The organism is Desulfurobacterium sp. TC5-1, from assembly GCF_000421485.1.
Classification (GTDB): domain Bacteria; phylum Aquificota; class Aquificia; order Desulfurobacteriales; family Desulfurobacteriaceae; genus Desulfurobacterium_A.
Genome location: NZ_ATXC01000001.1, coordinates 936,089 through 951,686, shown reverse-complemented (window position 1 = coordinate 951,686; position 15,598 = coordinate 936,089). Strand labels below are relative to the sequence as shown.

The 15,598-nt window shown below is 41.3% G+C and carries 18 protein-coding genes; 11 read left to right on the top strand and 7 right to left on the bottom strand.

Annotated features, from left to right (window positions below):
* The first annotated feature begins 13 nt into the window (after positions 1 to 13).
* The 6 genes from H153_RS0104880 to H153_RS0104855 all read left to right on the top strand — a co-directional run bounded on the left by H153_RS0104880 (position 14) and on the right by H153_RS0104855 (position 6,456).
* Positions 14 to 1,864 carry a citrate/2-methylcitrate synthase gene (locus tag H153_RS0104880; RefSeq protein WP_022847028.1) on the top strand — a complete coding sequence of 617 codons (1,851 nt, stop codon included), beginning with the start codon at positions 14 to 16 and terminating at the stop codon, positions 1,862 to 1,864.
* 87 nt (positions 1,865 to 1,951) lie between these two features.
* Positions 1,952 to 2,746 carry a 3-methyl-2-oxobutanoate hydroxymethyltransferase gene (gene panB / locus H153_RS0104875; RefSeq protein WP_022847027.1) on the top strand — a complete coding sequence of 265 codons (795 nt, stop codon included), beginning with the start codon at positions 1,952 to 1,954 and terminating at the stop codon, positions 2,744 to 2,746.
* Positions 2,746 to 3,447, top strand: a complete 702-nt coding sequence (locus tag H153_RS09345) for a dipeptide/oligopeptide/nickel ABC transporter ATP-binding protein (protein WP_022847026.1) — start codon at positions 2,746 to 2,748, stop codon at positions 3,445 to 3,447. Before panB ends, H153_RS09345 begins: the two co-directional genes overlap by 1 nt.
* A gap of 213 nt (positions 3,448 to 3,660) precedes the next feature.
* Positions 3,661 to 5,013 carry a hypothetical protein gene (locus H153_RS0104865; protein ID WP_022847025.1) on the top strand — a complete coding sequence of 451 codons (1,353 nt, stop codon included), beginning with the start codon at positions 3,661 to 3,663 and terminating at the stop codon, positions 5,011 to 5,013.
* The gene (locus H153_RS0104860) at positions 4,992 to 5,981 is read left to right on the top strand and encodes an NHL repeat-containing protein (protein WP_022847024.1); all 990 of its coding nucleotides are present in this window, start codon (positions 4,992 to 4,994) and stop codon (positions 5,979 to 5,981) included. The genes H153_RS0104865 and H153_RS0104860 overlap by 22 nt, the downstream gene beginning before the upstream one ends.
* Positions 5,982 to 6,135: 154 nt before the next feature.
* The gene (locus tag H153_RS0104855; protein ID WP_022847023.1) at positions 6,136 to 6,456 is read left to right on the top strand and encodes a DsrE family protein; all 321 of its coding nucleotides are present in this window, start codon (positions 6,136 to 6,138) and stop codon (positions 6,454 to 6,456) included.
* Positions 6,457 to 6,470: 14 nt separating this feature from the next.
* Here the strand turns inward: H153_RS0104855 and H153_RS10080 are convergent, their stop codons facing one another.
* The 4 genes from H153_RS10080 to H153_RS0104835 are packed head-to-tail and all read right to left on the bottom strand — an operon-like array spanning position 6,471 to position 8,530.
* Positions 6,471 to 6,632 (bottom strand): prefoldin subunit, encoded by a 162-nt coding sequence (locus H153_RS10080; RefSeq protein ID WP_022847022.1) that lies wholly within the window; start codon positions 6,630 to 6,632, stop codon positions 6,471 to 6,473.
* Positions 6,604 to 7,080, bottom strand: a complete 477-nt coding sequence (gene pfdA / locus H153_RS0104845; protein ID WP_022847021.1) for a prefoldin subunit alpha — start codon at positions 7,078 to 7,080, stop codon at positions 6,604 to 6,606. Before pfdA ends, H153_RS10080 begins: the two co-directional genes overlap by 29 nt.
* A 27-nt stretch (positions 7,081 to 7,107) precedes the next feature.
* Complete coding sequence (locus H153_RS0104840; protein ID WP_022847020.1) at positions 7,108 to 7,827, bottom strand: hypothetical protein; 720 nt, start codon at positions 7,825 to 7,827, stop codon at positions 7,108 to 7,110.
* Between the two features lie 10 nt (positions 7,828 to 7,837).
* Positions 7,838 to 8,530, bottom strand: coding sequence for a TIGR00703 family protein (locus H153_RS0104835; protein WP_022847019.1), 693 nt, complete (start codon positions 8,528 to 8,530; stop codon positions 7,838 to 7,840).
* Between the two features lie 254 nt (positions 8,531 to 8,784).
* Between H153_RS0104835 and H153_RS0104830 the strand changes: the two genes are divergently transcribed.
* Complete coding sequence (locus tag H153_RS0104830) at positions 8,785 to 9,444, top strand: peroxiredoxin (protein ID WP_022847018.1); 660 nt, start codon at positions 8,785 to 8,787, stop codon at positions 9,442 to 9,444.
* 11 nt (positions 9,445 to 9,455) lie between these two features.
* Here H153_RS0104830 and rfaE1 read toward each other — a convergent pair whose 3' ends face one another.
* Positions 9,456 to 10,418 carry a D-glycero-beta-D-manno-heptose-7-phosphate kinase gene (gene rfaE1, locus H153_RS0104825; RefSeq protein ID WP_022847017.1) on the bottom strand — a complete coding sequence of 321 codons (963 nt, stop codon included), beginning with the start codon at positions 10,416 to 10,418 and terminating at the stop codon, positions 9,456 to 9,458.
* A gap of 286 nt (positions 10,419 to 10,704) precedes the next feature.
* On the opposite strand from rfaE1, the gene H153_RS10260 reads away from it, so the two are divergent.
* The 4 genes from H153_RS10260 to groL all read left to right on the top strand — a co-directional run bounded on the left by H153_RS10260 (position 10,705) and on the right by groL (position 13,643).
* Positions 10,705 to 11,055 carry a prepilin-type N-terminal cleavage/methylation domain-containing protein gene (locus H153_RS10260; RefSeq protein ID WP_022847016.1) on the top strand — a complete coding sequence of 117 codons (351 nt, stop codon included), beginning with the start codon at positions 10,705 to 10,707 and terminating at the stop codon, positions 11,053 to 11,055.
* Between the two features lie 96 nt (positions 11,056 to 11,151).
* Positions 11,152 to 11,550, top strand: coding sequence for a prepilin-type N-terminal cleavage/methylation domain-containing protein (locus H153_RS09920; protein ID WP_022847015.1), 399 nt, complete (start codon positions 11,152 to 11,154; stop codon positions 11,548 to 11,550).
* A gap of 135 nt (positions 11,551 to 11,685) precedes the next feature.
* Positions 11,686 to 11,973 (top strand): co-chaperone GroES, encoded by a 288-nt coding sequence (gene groES / locus H153_RS0104810; protein ID WP_022847014.1) that lies wholly within the window; start codon positions 11,686 to 11,688, stop codon positions 11,971 to 11,973.
* A gap of 26 nt (positions 11,974 to 11,999) precedes the next feature.
* Positions 12,000 to 13,643, top strand: a complete 1,644-nt coding sequence (gene groL, locus H153_RS0104805; protein ID WP_022847013.1) for a chaperonin GroEL — start codon at positions 12,000 to 12,002, stop codon at positions 13,641 to 13,643.
* Positions 13,644 to 13,685: 42 nt separating this feature from the next.
* Here groL and H153_RS0104800 read toward each other — a convergent pair whose 3' ends face one another.
* A complete protein-coding gene (locus tag H153_RS0104800) occupies positions 13,686 to 14,360 on the bottom strand; it encodes a type III pantothenate kinase (protein ID WP_022847012.1) in 675 nt (224 codons plus the stop codon).
* 1 nt (position 14,361) lies between these two features.
* The gene (gene argJ / locus H153_RS0104795) at positions 14,362 to 15,540 is read right to left on the bottom strand and encodes a bifunctional glutamate N-acetyltransferase/amino-acid acetyltransferase ArgJ (protein ID WP_022847011.1); all 1,179 of its coding nucleotides are present in this window, start codon (positions 15,538 to 15,540) and stop codon (positions 14,362 to 14,364) included.
* Positions 15,541 to 15,598 lie beyond the last annotated feature (58 nt).

Here is a 15,598-nt window from a genome sequence, read left to right as displayed (position 1 = left end):
GGAGGGATTAAGAATGGCAAGACCCGATTACATTCTTTTTGATAGAAATACGAAGGCTATTTTCTGGAACTTAAACAGAAATGCTATTCAAAGGATGCTCGATTACGATTTTATTGTTGGAAGGAGCCCGAGTATCGTTGCAATCGTTGCGCCTACTCAGAACAGGAAATTTGAAAAGTTCTTCCACGGCACAAAAGAGATTATGATACCTATCTACAAGTCAACAGCAGAGGCAGCAGAAAAGCATCCGGAAGCTGATGTTCTGGTTAACTTTGCTTCTTTCAGAACTGCCTACAACGTTACACTTGAGGCTATCAACATTCCAACAATAAAAACAATAGCTATTACTGCTGAAGGTATTCCTGAAAGATTTGCAAGGGATATGGCTCTTAAGGCGAAAAAGGCAGGAAAAGTGATCATTGGCCCTGCTACTGTTGGTGGTATTGCCGCTGGAGCATTTAGGATTGGAAACGCCGGCGGAACGATTGAGAATATCGTTAAATCAAAGCTTCACAGACCCGGTTCTGTTGGCCTTGTTACCCGTTCCGGTGGACTCTTCAACGAACTTTCAAATGTAATTGCAAGGAATGCTGACGGTATTGTTGAAGGTATCGCTATTGGTGGTGACAGATTTCCAGGGTCTGATTTCCTCGATCATCTTCTCAGATTTCAGAAGAATCCACAGGTTAAATTTATGATTATGCTTGGAGAACTTGGTGGAGACCTTGAATACAGAGTTGTTGAGGCTCTTAAGGATGGTCTTATTACCAAGCCTCTCATTGCATGGTGTATTGGAACTATTTCAAAGCACTTTGCCGGAGAAGTTCAGTTTGGTCACGCAGGTGCAAAAGCCGGTGCTGATAGAGAAACAGCAGATGCTAAAAATGCTGCTTTAAGGGCTGCAGGTGCGCTTGTTCCTAACTCTTTTGACGAATTCCCTGAACTTATAAGGGGTGTTTACGAAGATCTTAAGTCAAAGGGTCTAATTGGGGAGATTGAAGAACCTGAAGTTCCAGAACTTCCTGAAGATTACGCAAAACTTGTTAAGGCCGGAAAGGTTAGAAAGCCTACCAACTTTATCTGTACTATATCCGACGACAGAGGCGAAGAGGCAACGTACTGTGGACTTCCAATTTCAGAAGTTATTGAGAGAGAATTCTCAATCGCTGACGTTATAGGTCTTCTCTGGTTTAAGAGGAAGTTCCCTGACTGGGCTTCTAAGTTCATAGATATGGTTATTAAAGTTGTTGCGGATCACGGTCCCTGTGTTTCAGGTGCTCACAACGCAAAGGTTACTGCAAGAGCAGGAAAAGATCTCATGTCAGCTCTTGCAACAGGTATCCTTACGATAGGACCAAGGTTCGGTGGTGCTATTGACGGAGCTGCCAAGTACTTTAAGTTTGCTAAAGAACAGGGTATGGATCCGTTTGAGTTTGTTGACTATATGAAGAATGTTGAGAAGATCCCTATTCCAGGTATCGGTCACAGAATTAAATCAACAAAGAACCCTGACAAGAGGGTTGAACTTCTCAAAAACTTTGCAAAGGAAAAGTTCCCATCAACAGAGCTTTTAGACTATGCTCTTGAAGTAGAAAAGGTTACGACTGCCAAGAAAGAGAACCTTATCCTTAACGTTGATGGAACAATAGGTGTTCTCCTTGTTGATATGTTCAGAAACCTTGGATACTCAGATTCTGAAATTGACGAGCTTATCAATGCAGGTGCCTTTAACGCGTTCTTCGTTCTTGGAAGGTCTATCGGATTTATAGGCCACATTCTTGACGAGAAGAGACTTGCAATGCCTCTCTACAGGCATCCTATGGATGATGTTCTCTATGATGTTAAGAGGCCTGAAGGTCTATAATAGCTGTTTTCGCTAACTTGATAGGGGGCTTTTTAGCCCCCTTTTTTTATTTTGTAGAATTAGATTAAACATGAACTGGAGGCGGTGATGAAAAAAGTTACGACAAAAACATTGCTTGAAATGAAAAGGAACGGTGAAAAGATTACCATGCTTACCGCTTATGATTACACTTCTGCTTTAATAGTTGATAGTGCAGGCGTTGATATTATCCTTGTAGGTGATTCACTTGGTATGGTTATGCTTGGCTATGATTCAACGATTCCCGTAACCATGGAAGAGATGGTTCACCATACAAGGGCTGTTGTCAGGGCAAGAAAAAGGGCAATGGTGATTTTTGACATGCCCTTCCTCTCTTATCAGACGGGAAAGAGAGATGCTATTTTAAATGCTGGAAGAGCTTTAAAAGAAACCGGATGTGATGCCGTTAAGATAGAGGGTGGAAAAGAACAGGAGGATACGATAAAAGCGCTTGTTGATGCTGGAATTCCCGTTTGTGGTCATATAGGACTTCAGCCACAAAGTGTTAACGTCTATGGTGGTTATGTGTTAAGAGGGAAGGGAGAGGAGAGAGAGAAATTGGTAGAGGACGCTAAAGCTGTTGAGAGAGCAGGAGCCTTTGCCGTTGTTCTTGAAAAGGTACCTTCAGACCTTGCTAAAGAGATAACGGAATCTCTTTCCATTCCGACTATCGGTATCGGTGCTGGAAAGTACTGTGACGGTCAGGTTTTAGTTTTTCATGACATGATAGGAATGTTTGATAAGTTTAAGCCTAAGTTTGTCAAGCGTTATGCGGAAGTCGGGAAAGAGATACGCAGTGCCGTTGAAAGTTACGTTAAAGAGGTGAAAAACGGCGTATTTCCCGGCGAGGAGCATTCTTACTGATGGTTGTTTTAGAGTGTAAGGACATTTATAAATCTTTTCCTATCAGGAGAAACTTTTCTCTTTCCGTTTTAAAAGGTGTTTCTCTGCGGATAGAAAAGGGAAAAAGTGTAGGAATTTTAGGGGACAGCGGCTGTGGTAAAACGACCCTTGCAAAGATTCTCCTTGACCTTGAGAAACCTGATGAGGGTGATGTCCTCTACAAAGGTAACTCAATTTACAAAATGGATAAGAAACGCTATAAAACCTACAGGTTAAATGTTCAGGCAGTGTTCCAGAATCCTTATGGTTCTCTCAATCCCCGCATGAAAGTAAAGGATATAGTGGCTGAAGGGTTGAAGATCAACTTTGATTTGAGAAGAGATGAGATAGAGGAAAAAGTTAAAGAGACACTTTCTCTATGCGGACTTTCTGAATCTGTTCTTAACCTTTATCCTCATCAGCTTTCTGGTGGGCAGAGGCAGAGGATTGCAATAGCAAGGGCAATAATTCTAAAACCAGAAGTAATAATTGCTGATGAACCAACTTCTGCTCTTGATGTGTCCATCCAATCTCAAATAATAAATCTTTTTCTGGAGCTTCAGGAAAAGTTTTCTGTTAGTTATCTTTTTATAAGTCACAATCCCGCAGTGGTGGATGCTCTGTGTGATGAAATATATTTGATAAAAAGTGGTCTAATTAGGAAAGGTTTATATCTGCTTTAACTTTTGCCTGGGTCGTCCTCTTGAATTTTCTCAGCTTTATGATATATATTTCAAAGGTGGGAATATTGTTTTACTTTTCTATTTATTAAGAATCAAGTAGTTGAGTGAAAGCTAAATGGATTTTTGCTATGAGTTCTGATAAAATAAAGCGGGTATGTCTTCAAGATTTTTGAGATAACTTGGCATGTGAATACTATTAGGAGGTGTGGAGAAATGAGGAATAAGCTGCTGGCAGGGACGCTTGCAGCACTGGCCTGTTCTGGTTTTATCTTATATCAAAATGCCAGTGCTGTTGTCGGTCCCTGTGTGAACTGTCACACAATGCACAACTCTCAGCACGGTGTATATCCGTGGGACAGTAATACTACCTATGCTACGGGTACTGTGAGTTCGACGAACGTTGTGGCTATGACGTTTGCCAACCTTAATTCGACAAATGCAACGACGCCTATCAGAAACCTCCTGCGCGGTGACTGTCAATACTGCCATACTTACGGTGAAGCACCAAAGGCAGCTACTCTTTATTACGGTGACCATCTCTGGCCTTACGTTGATTCAACAACTCAGCCAGAGTATCCTGCAACCGGTGATGCCTATACAACGGGTAACTATTCTACTGCAACGTGGGGAGAGAACAGAGCTCTTGCTGGCGGAAGCTTCTACTGGGGAAGGACTCAAGATCCGAGATGTGCTCACAATGTAGCTGATTTAGGCATGCCTCCTGATCCTAACATCGGTCTTACACCGCCTGGATGGGATTCAAACGCCACACACTTTACAGATGCTATCTTTGGTTCTAAAGTTGCTAACGGAGAAGTTACATGGACGCATCAGCTTACATGTGCCGGTGTTTACGGATGCCACGGCAGACACAATGCAGCTACTCTTGATAGTTTTGCAGGGGTTAACGGCGCCCACCACTCAAACATGTATGGATGGGTTAACGGCACGGGAACAATAGGTAACAGCTACAGATTCCTTGCCGGTATTGCCGGGGATGAGCATAACTATTATGAGTTTGCAGCAGTTCCAGATGCCAATGGACTTTCCCACAACGTCTATTACGGTGTAGATAGAACATCAGAAGATCCCACAACGGCTAATCCACATACTATTTCATACCTATGTGCAGAATGTCACGGTATGTTCCACAGCGGTGCTGAAGTTTCAAGAGATCCCAATACTATTGATTCACCCATAGGGACGCCATGGCTCAGGCACCCGACTGACTTTGACCTTTCAAATGCAGGACCTGCTACGATAGGAGTTGATGGCAACACCCTTCCAGAATATAGATACTACAACGGCGGTAACGGAACATCATCTCCTTACAGTATGTTTGCTCCTGTTGCAACGGATAACTATACACTTCTCACGGACAATACAATTTCCTGGACGGGTGATGATGCCATAGTTACATGTGTGTCCTGTCACAGGGCTCACGGCTCACCGTACTACGACCTTCTCAGATGGGACTACTCAACCTGTATTGCTGATAGTGCTACTACGAACGCTACTCTTATGAATGAGTGCGGGTGCATGGTATGTCATACAACAAAAGGTTAATAGCTGCCTTTTTGGTTGGTTTGCTTTACACTTTTCCTGCTGTCTCAAGGGCGCAGGAAGTTGTTTCAACAAAAGTGCTCGGCATCATTAACATAGATGAGACCGGGAAGGCTTTGACCTATCCCGGTTCCATCTTTTATGACAGAAGATCCCGGCAGCTTTATGTTGTTGAACCTGGAAAGTCCAAGGTTATTTTCTATACACCGGATTTCTTTCCTTTTATGGCGTTGGGGAAAGGGTACGGAATAAAGGATCCTGTTGATCTTTTTGTGGATAAAAAGGGCAAGTTTTATTTTATTTCTTCTAATGAAAGGAAGATCTATGTTCTTTCCCCGTCTCTTATATTGAAAAAAATAATTCCCATAAAAGGCTTTAAGGGAGCTTCAAAATTTATTCCGACTCATGTGGCAGTTAATCCTGTTACGGGTGAAATATACGTTACCGGTGCTGGAAAAGATTTTGTTGCCTGCTTTAATCAAAACGGAAATTTCACAAGATTTCTATATCCGGAAATAAAAGTTAAAGGTGAAAGGGTAGGGTCTATAGTTTCCAATGTTGGTGTTGACTCTCTTGGCCGTGTTTATCTTGTTGCACTTGATTTTGGTCAGGTTTACGTTTTTGATAAGGATGGTGCATTTCTGTTTAAATTTGGAACTCACGGTGCAAATTTCGGTCAGTTAAGCCAGCCTTCTGCCGTTGCAGTTGATGAGGATAACAGGCGTATCTATGTTTGTGACCCAATGAGGCACGCTGTGCTTGCATACGATATGTCCGGAAAGTTTCTTTTTGAATTTGGTGGAAGAGGGTGGTCACCCGGCTGGTTTAATTATCCTACGGATGTTGCGGTTGACGAAAGGGGAAATGTTATAGTAACTGACTGGCTGAATCAGAGGATTCAAATTCTTAAACCCGAGAAAAATAAAATTGTTCCTGTAGAAACCACAATGCCTTCTAACAGGGCTGATTAAAAACAATAAGTTTTTCTCTAAAGTTCATAATTAATTTCATTTTTAAAGAACCTGTTGCTTATTTCATTTTTAGGGTATATAATGAATTGTTGTGTGAAATTGGTTGTCAGTTTTAATTAATAATAATTTTTAACCTTCTGAGGGGGGAAAGTACATGAAACTTGCTGTTGTTATTGGTACTGATAAAATCAGGCGTATCCGCAGTGCTATGAAGTTTGCCAACATTGCTGTTGATGCTGGTAATGAAGTAAAGGTCTTTTTCCTTGGCGAGTGTTTTGATACAAAGATAATTGATGCTGAAGAGGTTAACTTAAAGGAAAGAATGGAGAGTTTTCTGGAAAAGGGCGGACAACTTTACACTTGTGGAACGTGCATTGTTATTGAGAAGTATGTTGATACCGGTGCCTGCCCTCTTTCAACGATGGAAGATTTATATGAAATCATTGAATGGGCTGATAAAATTATTCATTTTTGATTTAAAACCGCGGGTTAATTCTCCCCGCGGTTTTCTTTTTCAAGAAGATTTATCGCCTCTTCTCTGGAAACTTCTACCATGATGTTTCCGGCTTTGTAGTATATCTTCCTTTCAGCAGGAAGTTTTTTCAGGAATTCTACGATTTCTTTATTTTTCTGCTTTTTCTTCTTCTTCATCTTTGGCCTCTTCTGAAGCTTCAGCTTGTCCGTGCTCTCTTATTTTCTCTGTTGTCTCTTCTACTTTAGCATACAGGTCAACCATCGCTTTTTCAAGTGCTTCTCTGAGAACAATTAGAGCGGCAATTTCTTTTTCTATCTGAGATACTGCTTCTTTAAACGGCAGTTCAACGGATATTCCGCTTCCGATGCTTATGACTACTTTTTCAACTTTTTCAAGTTTTGCAGCAACCTGTGCGATTCTGCCTACTGGAAGTAAGACTTCTTTACCGTCGCCAAGGTCTTTAAGGTTTTTGAGTGTGGTTATTGTTGCTCTGTATTCGGATATCAGGTCGTCAATGTTCGCAATTTCTACGCGCAGGGCTTCAATCTGTGCAATGTAGCTTCTCAACTGCCTGTTGAGTTCTGCCATTTTCTTGTCATCTTTCTTTAACAGTTTCTTCAACATGCTCCACCTCCTTTTATTTGAGATTATTTAGATTGAAAGCTCACACCAGCCTGCTGTTGCCTTTTCTTCAGGCAGATAAATGATTTTTGATGGTCTTATGTCTGTTTTAAGTTCCCTGAAAAGTTTTTCTCTAACTTCTTTTATCCTCCAGAAAAAGAGAAGATATCCTTTGAATCTGAGGTCTGTCCACATTCCCATTCTCAGCGGTATTTCCCACTTTTTGATGGAGTCAGAAAGGGGAAGATAGAAGTTTTCTGCCAGTGGATGGTCTTTCAACATTTTCTTCTCTATGTTTGCTAAAGCTTCACAGTATGAATGGCATGCAGATTTAAGCTTTTCGGGATGCGATACTTTAACGGGAACTTTTGTCCTTCCTTTAAATACTTCTATTTCAAAGTGGCCTGTGTCTTCCCGCTTTTTAAGGTCAAAAACAGATATTCTCGTTTCGTAAAGATCTGCTTCATTAATAAAAATCTTTTCAGGAAGTTCTATTTCTTGAAGGAGGCTGTACTTTTCTGCAATTATGTTTTTTATTTTGTCAACAACCTCTTCAGGTTTAAGCCCTTTTTTAAGCAGGTAATTTTTTACACGCTGTTCTATTTCTCTATCTTTTTTTATGTAGTAATAGATTACAGCGCTTGTAAAAGCCTCTTTGAAAGCATTTGCAGATATGAACGGTTTACCTTCCTTATTTCTTGGAAATCGTTTTTTATAGAATGCCATAGGAGTCCATGTCAGCAGCTCCATAATTTTCCCCCTACTTGAAAGCGGCGAGGATTTTGTCGGATTTTTCTGCTATGTTTATCTCAAAAAGGGCTATTGTTGGAAGAAGCCATGAAACTCTGAATCTTGGCTCTCCGTCTTTATTTTCTCCGAAATATGCAAGGGCTACTCTTCCAAAACCGGCTTCCTTTTCTACTTTTTTCGCTTCTCTTAGAAACCTTCTTGCAACATTTGGAAGCTGTTCAAAAGGGTAAGGTTTCCCTTCCTGTCCCCGCTGTTTAACAAGCTCCGTTGCCGTGCCGATGTTTTTTAAGGCTTCTATTAAGTGGTGAAGTTTGTGTTTTTTAAAATATGCAATCAGAAGTGATGGTGCGGGAAGACGGAGTATTTCAATGTTTTCGCTTCCTTCTATAAGCTCACCTACGAGGTATGCCCTTCCGTTTTTCATTTCTATGTGAGCAAACAGTTTTTTATTCTTTGGCATTTCGTAAAGCACTTCTGTAACTTCATAATGAATACCTTCTTCCTCATATGTGTCACCCGCTTTTCTTTTCCCGTATTCAGAAACGAAAAAAGCTTTCTGGCCGTTCTTTTTCCCGATTATCAGGTCAAGTCCCCACCTTTTTAAGCTTTTGAATTTAAACTCCCTTCCTTTTTCGGGCTGCCCTAAAGTTTCAAACACCAGCGTATTCAGTGCCTGTATTTCTCTGAGTTCGGTTACAGTCATGTTTTTTTCCTCCTGTTATCTTTCATGTATAAAGATATATTTTCTAACTCATTTTGTCAATAAATCTAAAGCATTATTGTAGTTTAGAAATGCTCACCTTTAACGAACAGCCTGTCACAGGTAACTTTAAAGAGAAGGTAGATTGACACGATCCTTTCAGGAGGGTTTATTAATTGAAAATTAGTTGCAATTGTATTTCGAAGGACTATATTTATAAATGCAAATAAAAATAATTTTCAGAAAAGGAGGTTTTTATGGAAGAGAGAAAAGGAATACCGTTGTTGGGTGAAAAGTTTCCAGAAATTGAAGTTCAAACAACTCACGGAAAGATTAGGTTACCTGAAGCATTTAAAGGTAAATGGTTTGTCCTTTTCAGCCATCCTGCCGATTTTACACCTGTGTGCACGACAGAATTTGTAGCGTTCCAGAAAAGGTATGATAAGTTCAGGGAGTTAAATTGTGAGCTTATAGGCCTGAGCGTTGATCAGGTTTTTTCGCACATTAAGTGGGAAGAGTGGATAAAGGATAAACTGGGCGTTGAAATCGAGTTTCCGATAATTGCCGATACAGGTGCAGTTGCCGATGTACTTGGTCTTATTCATCCGGGAAAAGGTACAAATACGGTTAGGGCGGTTTTTGTGGTTGACCCTGAAGGAGTTGTAAGATTGATTCTTTACTATCCTCAGGAGTTAGGCAGAAATATTGATGAGATTTTAAGGGCAGTTAAAGGTCTTCAGGTGTCCGATAAAAACGGTGTTGCCCTTCCTGCTAACTGGCCTGAGAATGAGCTTATTGGTGATAAGGTGATTATTCCGCCTGCTACAGATGTTGAAACTGCCAGGCAGAGACTTGAAGCCGCTTCAAAAGGTGAAATTGAGTGCTTTGACTGGTGGCTCTGCTTTAAAAGGCTTTAAAAAGGAGGGGGTTACGCCCCTTCCTCTATTGCTTTTTCAATTTCTTCAGGTTTAACAAAGGCTGTCCCTAACTTTCCTACAACAATTCCGCCTGCAATGTTTGCAATTTCCGCGGCTTTTTCCGGTGATGCGCCGGCAACTAAAGATAGAGTGAAAACCGCTATAACCGTATCTCCGGCTCCTGTAACATCATAAACCTGCTTGGCTTTTGCCGGTATGTGGTAGCTTTTGTCTCTCTTTATCAGGCTCATGCCTTTTTCGCTTCTTGTTATCAGTGCAAAATCAAGCTTAAACTTTTCAATCAGTTTTTTTCCGGCTTTTTCTGCAGTTTCTTCCGTTTCAGGGTATATGCCGACAGCCTGGTATGTCTCTTTCATGTTTGGCGTCATAGCTGTTACATCGTGGTAGAGATGAAAATTTCTCTCTTTAGGGTCAAGGGTTACAATTTTGCCGCTTTTTTTTACTTCTGCTGCAGCTTTAAAAAGCTCTTCTGTAATAACCCCTTTTCCGTAATCTGAAATAATTATTCCGTCAAAGTTCCTGAAATCTTCCCTGAACTCTTCTATTATTTTAAGGACAATCTCCCTGTTTAAATACTCTTTTGATTCCCAATCAACTCTAAGAAGCTGCTGAGCGCCGGCTATGATTCTTGTTTTTACGGTTGTCGGCCTCGTTTCATCCTTTATCAGAAGGGAAGTGTCAATTCCTCTTTTTTTCAGCATCTGCTCTAACATCTTTCCCTTTTCATCGTTTCCAACCACGCCAAGAACGATAGGCTTTGCTCCCAGCGTTTTTAAGTTTACCGCAACGTTTGCCGCACCTCCCGGTTTTGCCGTTGTCTCTTTTGCCTCCACAACCGGAACGGGTGCTTCCGGTGAAATCCTTTCAACCTTTCCAGAAATGTACTCGTCTATCATCAGATCGCCGATAACCAGTATTTTCTTTCCTCTGAACTTTTTGGTTATTCCTTTCACTGCTTCTCTCCTGAGCCTGAGTTAACAAATGATACCATCTTTTGAGGTGACAATTATTGTCACCTGAATTTTGATTCAGCCGGATAAGTGACAAATTTTGTCACCTGCTTTATGGGGATTTTTGTCTGCAGCTGTAAATTGCAATTAAGACTGATTTTATGGTGCACGGCATGTATCTTTAGTTTTTACCATTAAAACCATAAACCTGGCACGGTAAATGCTAATACAAGTTAGTGAGGTTTTAAAAAAGCCTACAAAAAAACTTTTATAGAAAAGGAGGTACATCATGAGAAAGGCGTTTACGCTGGTAGAACTTCTCATCGTCGTGGCAATTATTGCAATCCTTGCCGCGATTGCTATTCCGCAGTACACCAACTATGTAAGAAAGGCGGCTGCGGCAAATGTTCAATCAACGCTGGCTTCCTGCGTTACTGCAGCCTTGGCTCAGTTTGCCGATACGGGCAATACAACTTATATCTGCCCAGTGAAAGATGATAACAATACAAACGCTACTATTACATTAAATTCTACCGGTACACTTACAGGTATTAGTCCAACAACTTTTAAAGTGAAAGGTCATAATGTTTCTTGTTCCGTTGACAGTAATACAAATACCATTACTTGCACGCCACAATAATAAATTTTCCTGTCAAATTTGATATCTGCGCGTCCGGATTGCCCGGGCGCGGTTTTATTTAATTTATGTGTATATAATTATGCAGGGGAGAATTGGATGAACAAAAGGGGGGCTTTTTCATTAATAGAACTTCTTATTGTTATTTCCATTATTTCTATACTTTCACTGGTGGCTGTTCAAACATTTGTTAATTATAAAGAAAAAGCTGTTGTTTCAAGAGTGCAGTCAGACTTGATTACCTGTGCCGGAGAGCTTATGGCTCAGTTTGCCAATAACGGAACACTTACAAAGGTATGTAGAGTTTATGATTCCAGTGATACCTGTACTCTGGTAATTGATTTTAGTAATGCTTCAAATTCTTCTGCGGCAAACTCTTACATTAAAATTGCCAATTCTAACTGCACTTTCCACGTTCACGGAATAAAAATCGTTTGTGATATCGATACTGCTTACGGACATGTAAACGGTTTTATTCATTGTTATCAAACTCCCTGAAAACCTTCCTTTATTTTTGTTTTTTATCGGGTGATTCTCTTGACACTTTACACCTTCCGTCTAAATTATATACCGAACCTGATTAGCACTCACCTTAGGTGAGTGCTAAAAATCCAGAAAAAGGAGGGTGTGACGATGAAGTTAAAGCCTCTCTACGATAGGGTGGTTGTAAAGAAAGTTGAGATGGAGCAGAAGACCGCTGGTGGAATTATCCTTCCAGATACCGCTAAGGAAGAGTCTCAAATTGGAGAAGTTGTTGCCGTTGGTGAAGGGAAACTTCTTGACAACGGTGAGGTAAGACCTCTCAAGGTTAAAGCCGGTGACAGGGTTCTCTACAGCAAGTATGCAGGGAACGAAGTTGAGCTTGATGGTGAAAAGTATCTCATCATCAGAGAAGAAGACATCCTTGCCATCGTTGAGTAAAAAAATTCAAGGAGGAGGTGAGAACCATGGCAGGAAAAGATATTAGATTTGCTGATGAAGCAAGGCAGAAAGTTAAGATAGGTGTTGATAAGCTTGCCAACGCTGTAAAGGCAACAATGGGTCCTGGTGGTAGAAACGTTGTTATTGAAAGGAAGTTCGGTTCACCACTTGTTACAAAAGACGGTGTTACTGTTGCAAAAGAGATTGAGCTTGTGGATCCAATTGAGAACATTGGTGCTCAGCTTGTTAAAGAGGTTGCTCAAAAGACAGCTGACAAGGCCGGTGACGGAACGACAACAGCTACTGTTCTTGCTCAGGCTATCTTTAACGACGGTCTCAAGTTTGTAACTGCCGGCGATAATGCCATTGAGCTTAAAAGAGGTGTTGACGCTGCTGTTGAGAAGATTGTAGAAGAGCTTAAGGCAATATCAAAGCCTGTTGAGACAAAGGAGCAGATTGCTCAGGTTGCAACAATTTCTGCAAACTACGATAAAGAGATTGGCGAGCTCATCGCTGAAGCTATGGATAAAGTAGGCAAGGAAGGCGTTATCACTGTTGAAGAGGCTAAAGGGCTCAAGACAGAACTTAAAGTTGTTGAGGGTATGCAGTTTGACAGAGGTTATCTCTCACCATACTTCGTAACAGATCCTGACAAGATGGAAGCTGTTCTTGAGAATCCTTACATTCTCATCTACGGTAAGAAGATTTCAAACATAAGAGAGCTTCTTCCAGTTCTTGAATCTGTTGCAAGAGAGGGAAGACCACTTCTCATCATCGCTGAAGATGTGGAAGGTGAAGCTCTGGCAACACTCGTTGTTAACAAGCTCCGTGGAACATTAAGCGTATGTGCGGTTAAAGCACCTGGTTTTGGTGAAAGAAGAAAGGCTATGCTTCAGGATATTGCTATCCTTACAGGTGGACAGGCTATCCTTGAAGACCTTGGCATCAAGCTTGAAAACGTTACACTTGATATGCTTGGTCAGGCTGACAAGGTTGTTGTTGACAAAGAGCACACGACTATTATCGGCGGTAAAGGTAAGCCGGAAGAGATTGAAGCAAGAATTAAGCAGATTAAGGCAGAGCTTGAAAAGGCAACTTCTGAGTACGATAAAGAGAAGCTTCAGGAAAGACTTGCCAAGCTTGCAGGTGGTGTAGCTATCATCAAGGTAGGTGCTGCTACTGAAGCTGAACTTAAAGAGAAGAAGGCAAGGGTTGAAGATGCACTTCACGCAACAAGAGCTGCAGTAGAAGAGGGTATTGTTCCCGGTGGTGGAACAGCACTCCTTGCTGCTGCAAGGAAGCTTGATGAGCTTATAAAAGAGCTTGACGAAGCTAACGAAATTGACAGAAAGCATGGTGTTGAGATAGTTAAGAAAGCTGTTGAAGCACCATTGAGGCAGATTGCTGAGAACGCAGGTTACGCCGGACAGGTTGTTGTTGAGAAGGTTAAAGAGCTTATCAACGAGAAAGGCATAAACTACGGATTCAACGCAAGAAAAGGTGAATATGAAGACCTTGTAGCAGCAGGTGTAATTGACCCAACCAAGGTTGAGAGGGTTGCTCTTCAAAACGCTGCTTCAGTTGCCGGCCTTCTCCTCACAACAGAGGCCACAATTACTGAAATTCCTGAGAAAGAAGAGAAGAACGTACCTCCAATGCCTGAATATTAATGACAGATTTAAGGTAGAAGAGGGGGCATACGCCCCCTCTTTTTATTTTTCCTTCACAATTTTCACCATTCCCTTAAAAATCAGGAACGGATCATAGGTTCCTTTTCCAATCATTTCTTTTAAAATATTTCCGTAGCCGCCTGTAAATACGACCGGTAAGCCTGAATACTTTTCCATTACCTCTTTAACGGCACCTTTTAGTGCGAGGGCTGTTCCCACTTTTATGCATTCTGCTGTTGACTTTCCAGGGAGTTTGTCTATAAATCTGTTTTCCACTTCTGGAAGCTGTTCTGTAACAAGATTCAGCGCCCTATGGATTGCTTTCACTCCTGGCAGAATGATTCCGCCGATAAAAGTTTTTTCAATAACTATATCAACAACTACTGTTGTTCCTGCAGACACAACTATGCCGCTGTTTTCGTAGTCTAAAATTCCGCAGGCGAGGGCTATTCTGTCAGCGCCCAACCTTTCAGGGTTTTTGTAGTCTATCTTTACAGGAAGCGGTATCCGGGCGTTTACGAAAGTTGTTTTTTTGAAGGCTTTCTTAAAAGTTTCATTAAGTGACGGAACTACGCTTGAGATAACTGCCGATTCACCTTTTACAGGAAAAAATTTCCTGACTTCCCCTGTCGGTATCTGAATTGCATTTTCAAACGTTTTGCCGTTCCAGAAAACAACTTTTACAAAACTGTTTCCTGCATCTATCAGGGCAACCATTTTAAGTCCTGTATTCAGCGTTTATTTTCACATATTCATAGCTAAAGTCGCAGGTTAAGTATTCAAAAAATGCGCTGCCAAGGTTAAGGTTAACTTCTATCACAATCTCTTCACTTTTTTTCATGTACTTATGCACGACGGTTTCGTCGTAGTCTGTCTTTGTCCCTTTAAAGAGGAGGTAACCGCCGATTTTAAGTTCGGTTTTCTCTTCCACTAATTTTACGCCTGCGCTGCCGGCTGCTGCTATGATTCTTCCCCAGTTAGGGTCGCAGCCAAAAACAGCCGTTTTTACTAAAGGTGAAAGGGCAATTTTCCTTGCCACTTTCCTTGCTTCTTCTTTTGTCCTTGCACCGATGACTTTAATCCTCACCACTTTTGTTGCGCCTTCTCCGTCTTTTACAATCTGGTAGGCAAGGGATTTCATCACTTCTTTCAAACCATCTAAAAATTCGCCGTAATTTTCTTCCGTTATTCTCTTTCCTGATGTACCGTTTGCAAGGAAGAATACAGTATCGTTGGTGCTCATGTCACCATCAACGGTTATTGCGTTAAAGCTTATTTCGTTTGCCTCTCTTAACGCTTTTTCAAGCAATTTTTTGTCTATCTCTGCGTCTGTAGCGATGAACGAAAGCATCGTTGCCATTGCAGGGTCTATCATACCTGCCCCTTTTGCTATTCCGCCGATGGTAAAACCTTTTCCTTCAAAGAAGGCGGTTTTCGGGAATGTATCGGTTGTCATTATAGCCTGGGCAGCCTCTTTAGAGGTTGCCTTTCCCAAGTTTTCTACCGCTTCTTCTATCCCTTTTTCCATTCTGTCCATTGGTAGAAATTCGCCTATTACACCTGTTGATGCGACTAAAAACGGTGATTTTCCCGTAAGGTTCTGGCAGATTTTTGCCATTGTTTCAGCGTCTTTCATTCCCCTTTCGCCAGTGCAGGCATTTGCATTTCCGCTGTTTGCAACGATACCGTGGACTTTTTCATAGGCTTTAACCAATTTTTGAGACAGTTTAACCGGTGCAGCCTTAACATCGTTTGTTGTAAAGACCGCCGCTGCCGTTGCCGGTTTTTCGGAAACTATCACCAGAATATCTTTTTTATTTGATGGTTTGAGGGTGTTCTTTATGTTGCCCTTTCCAGTTCCACATAAAAAGCCTTTTACATCAGCTATTCCTTTCACCTGCAACCTCTCGCTATTTTTTTCTCATTTTAGCATTTATGAGTGCTGGCTTTAAATT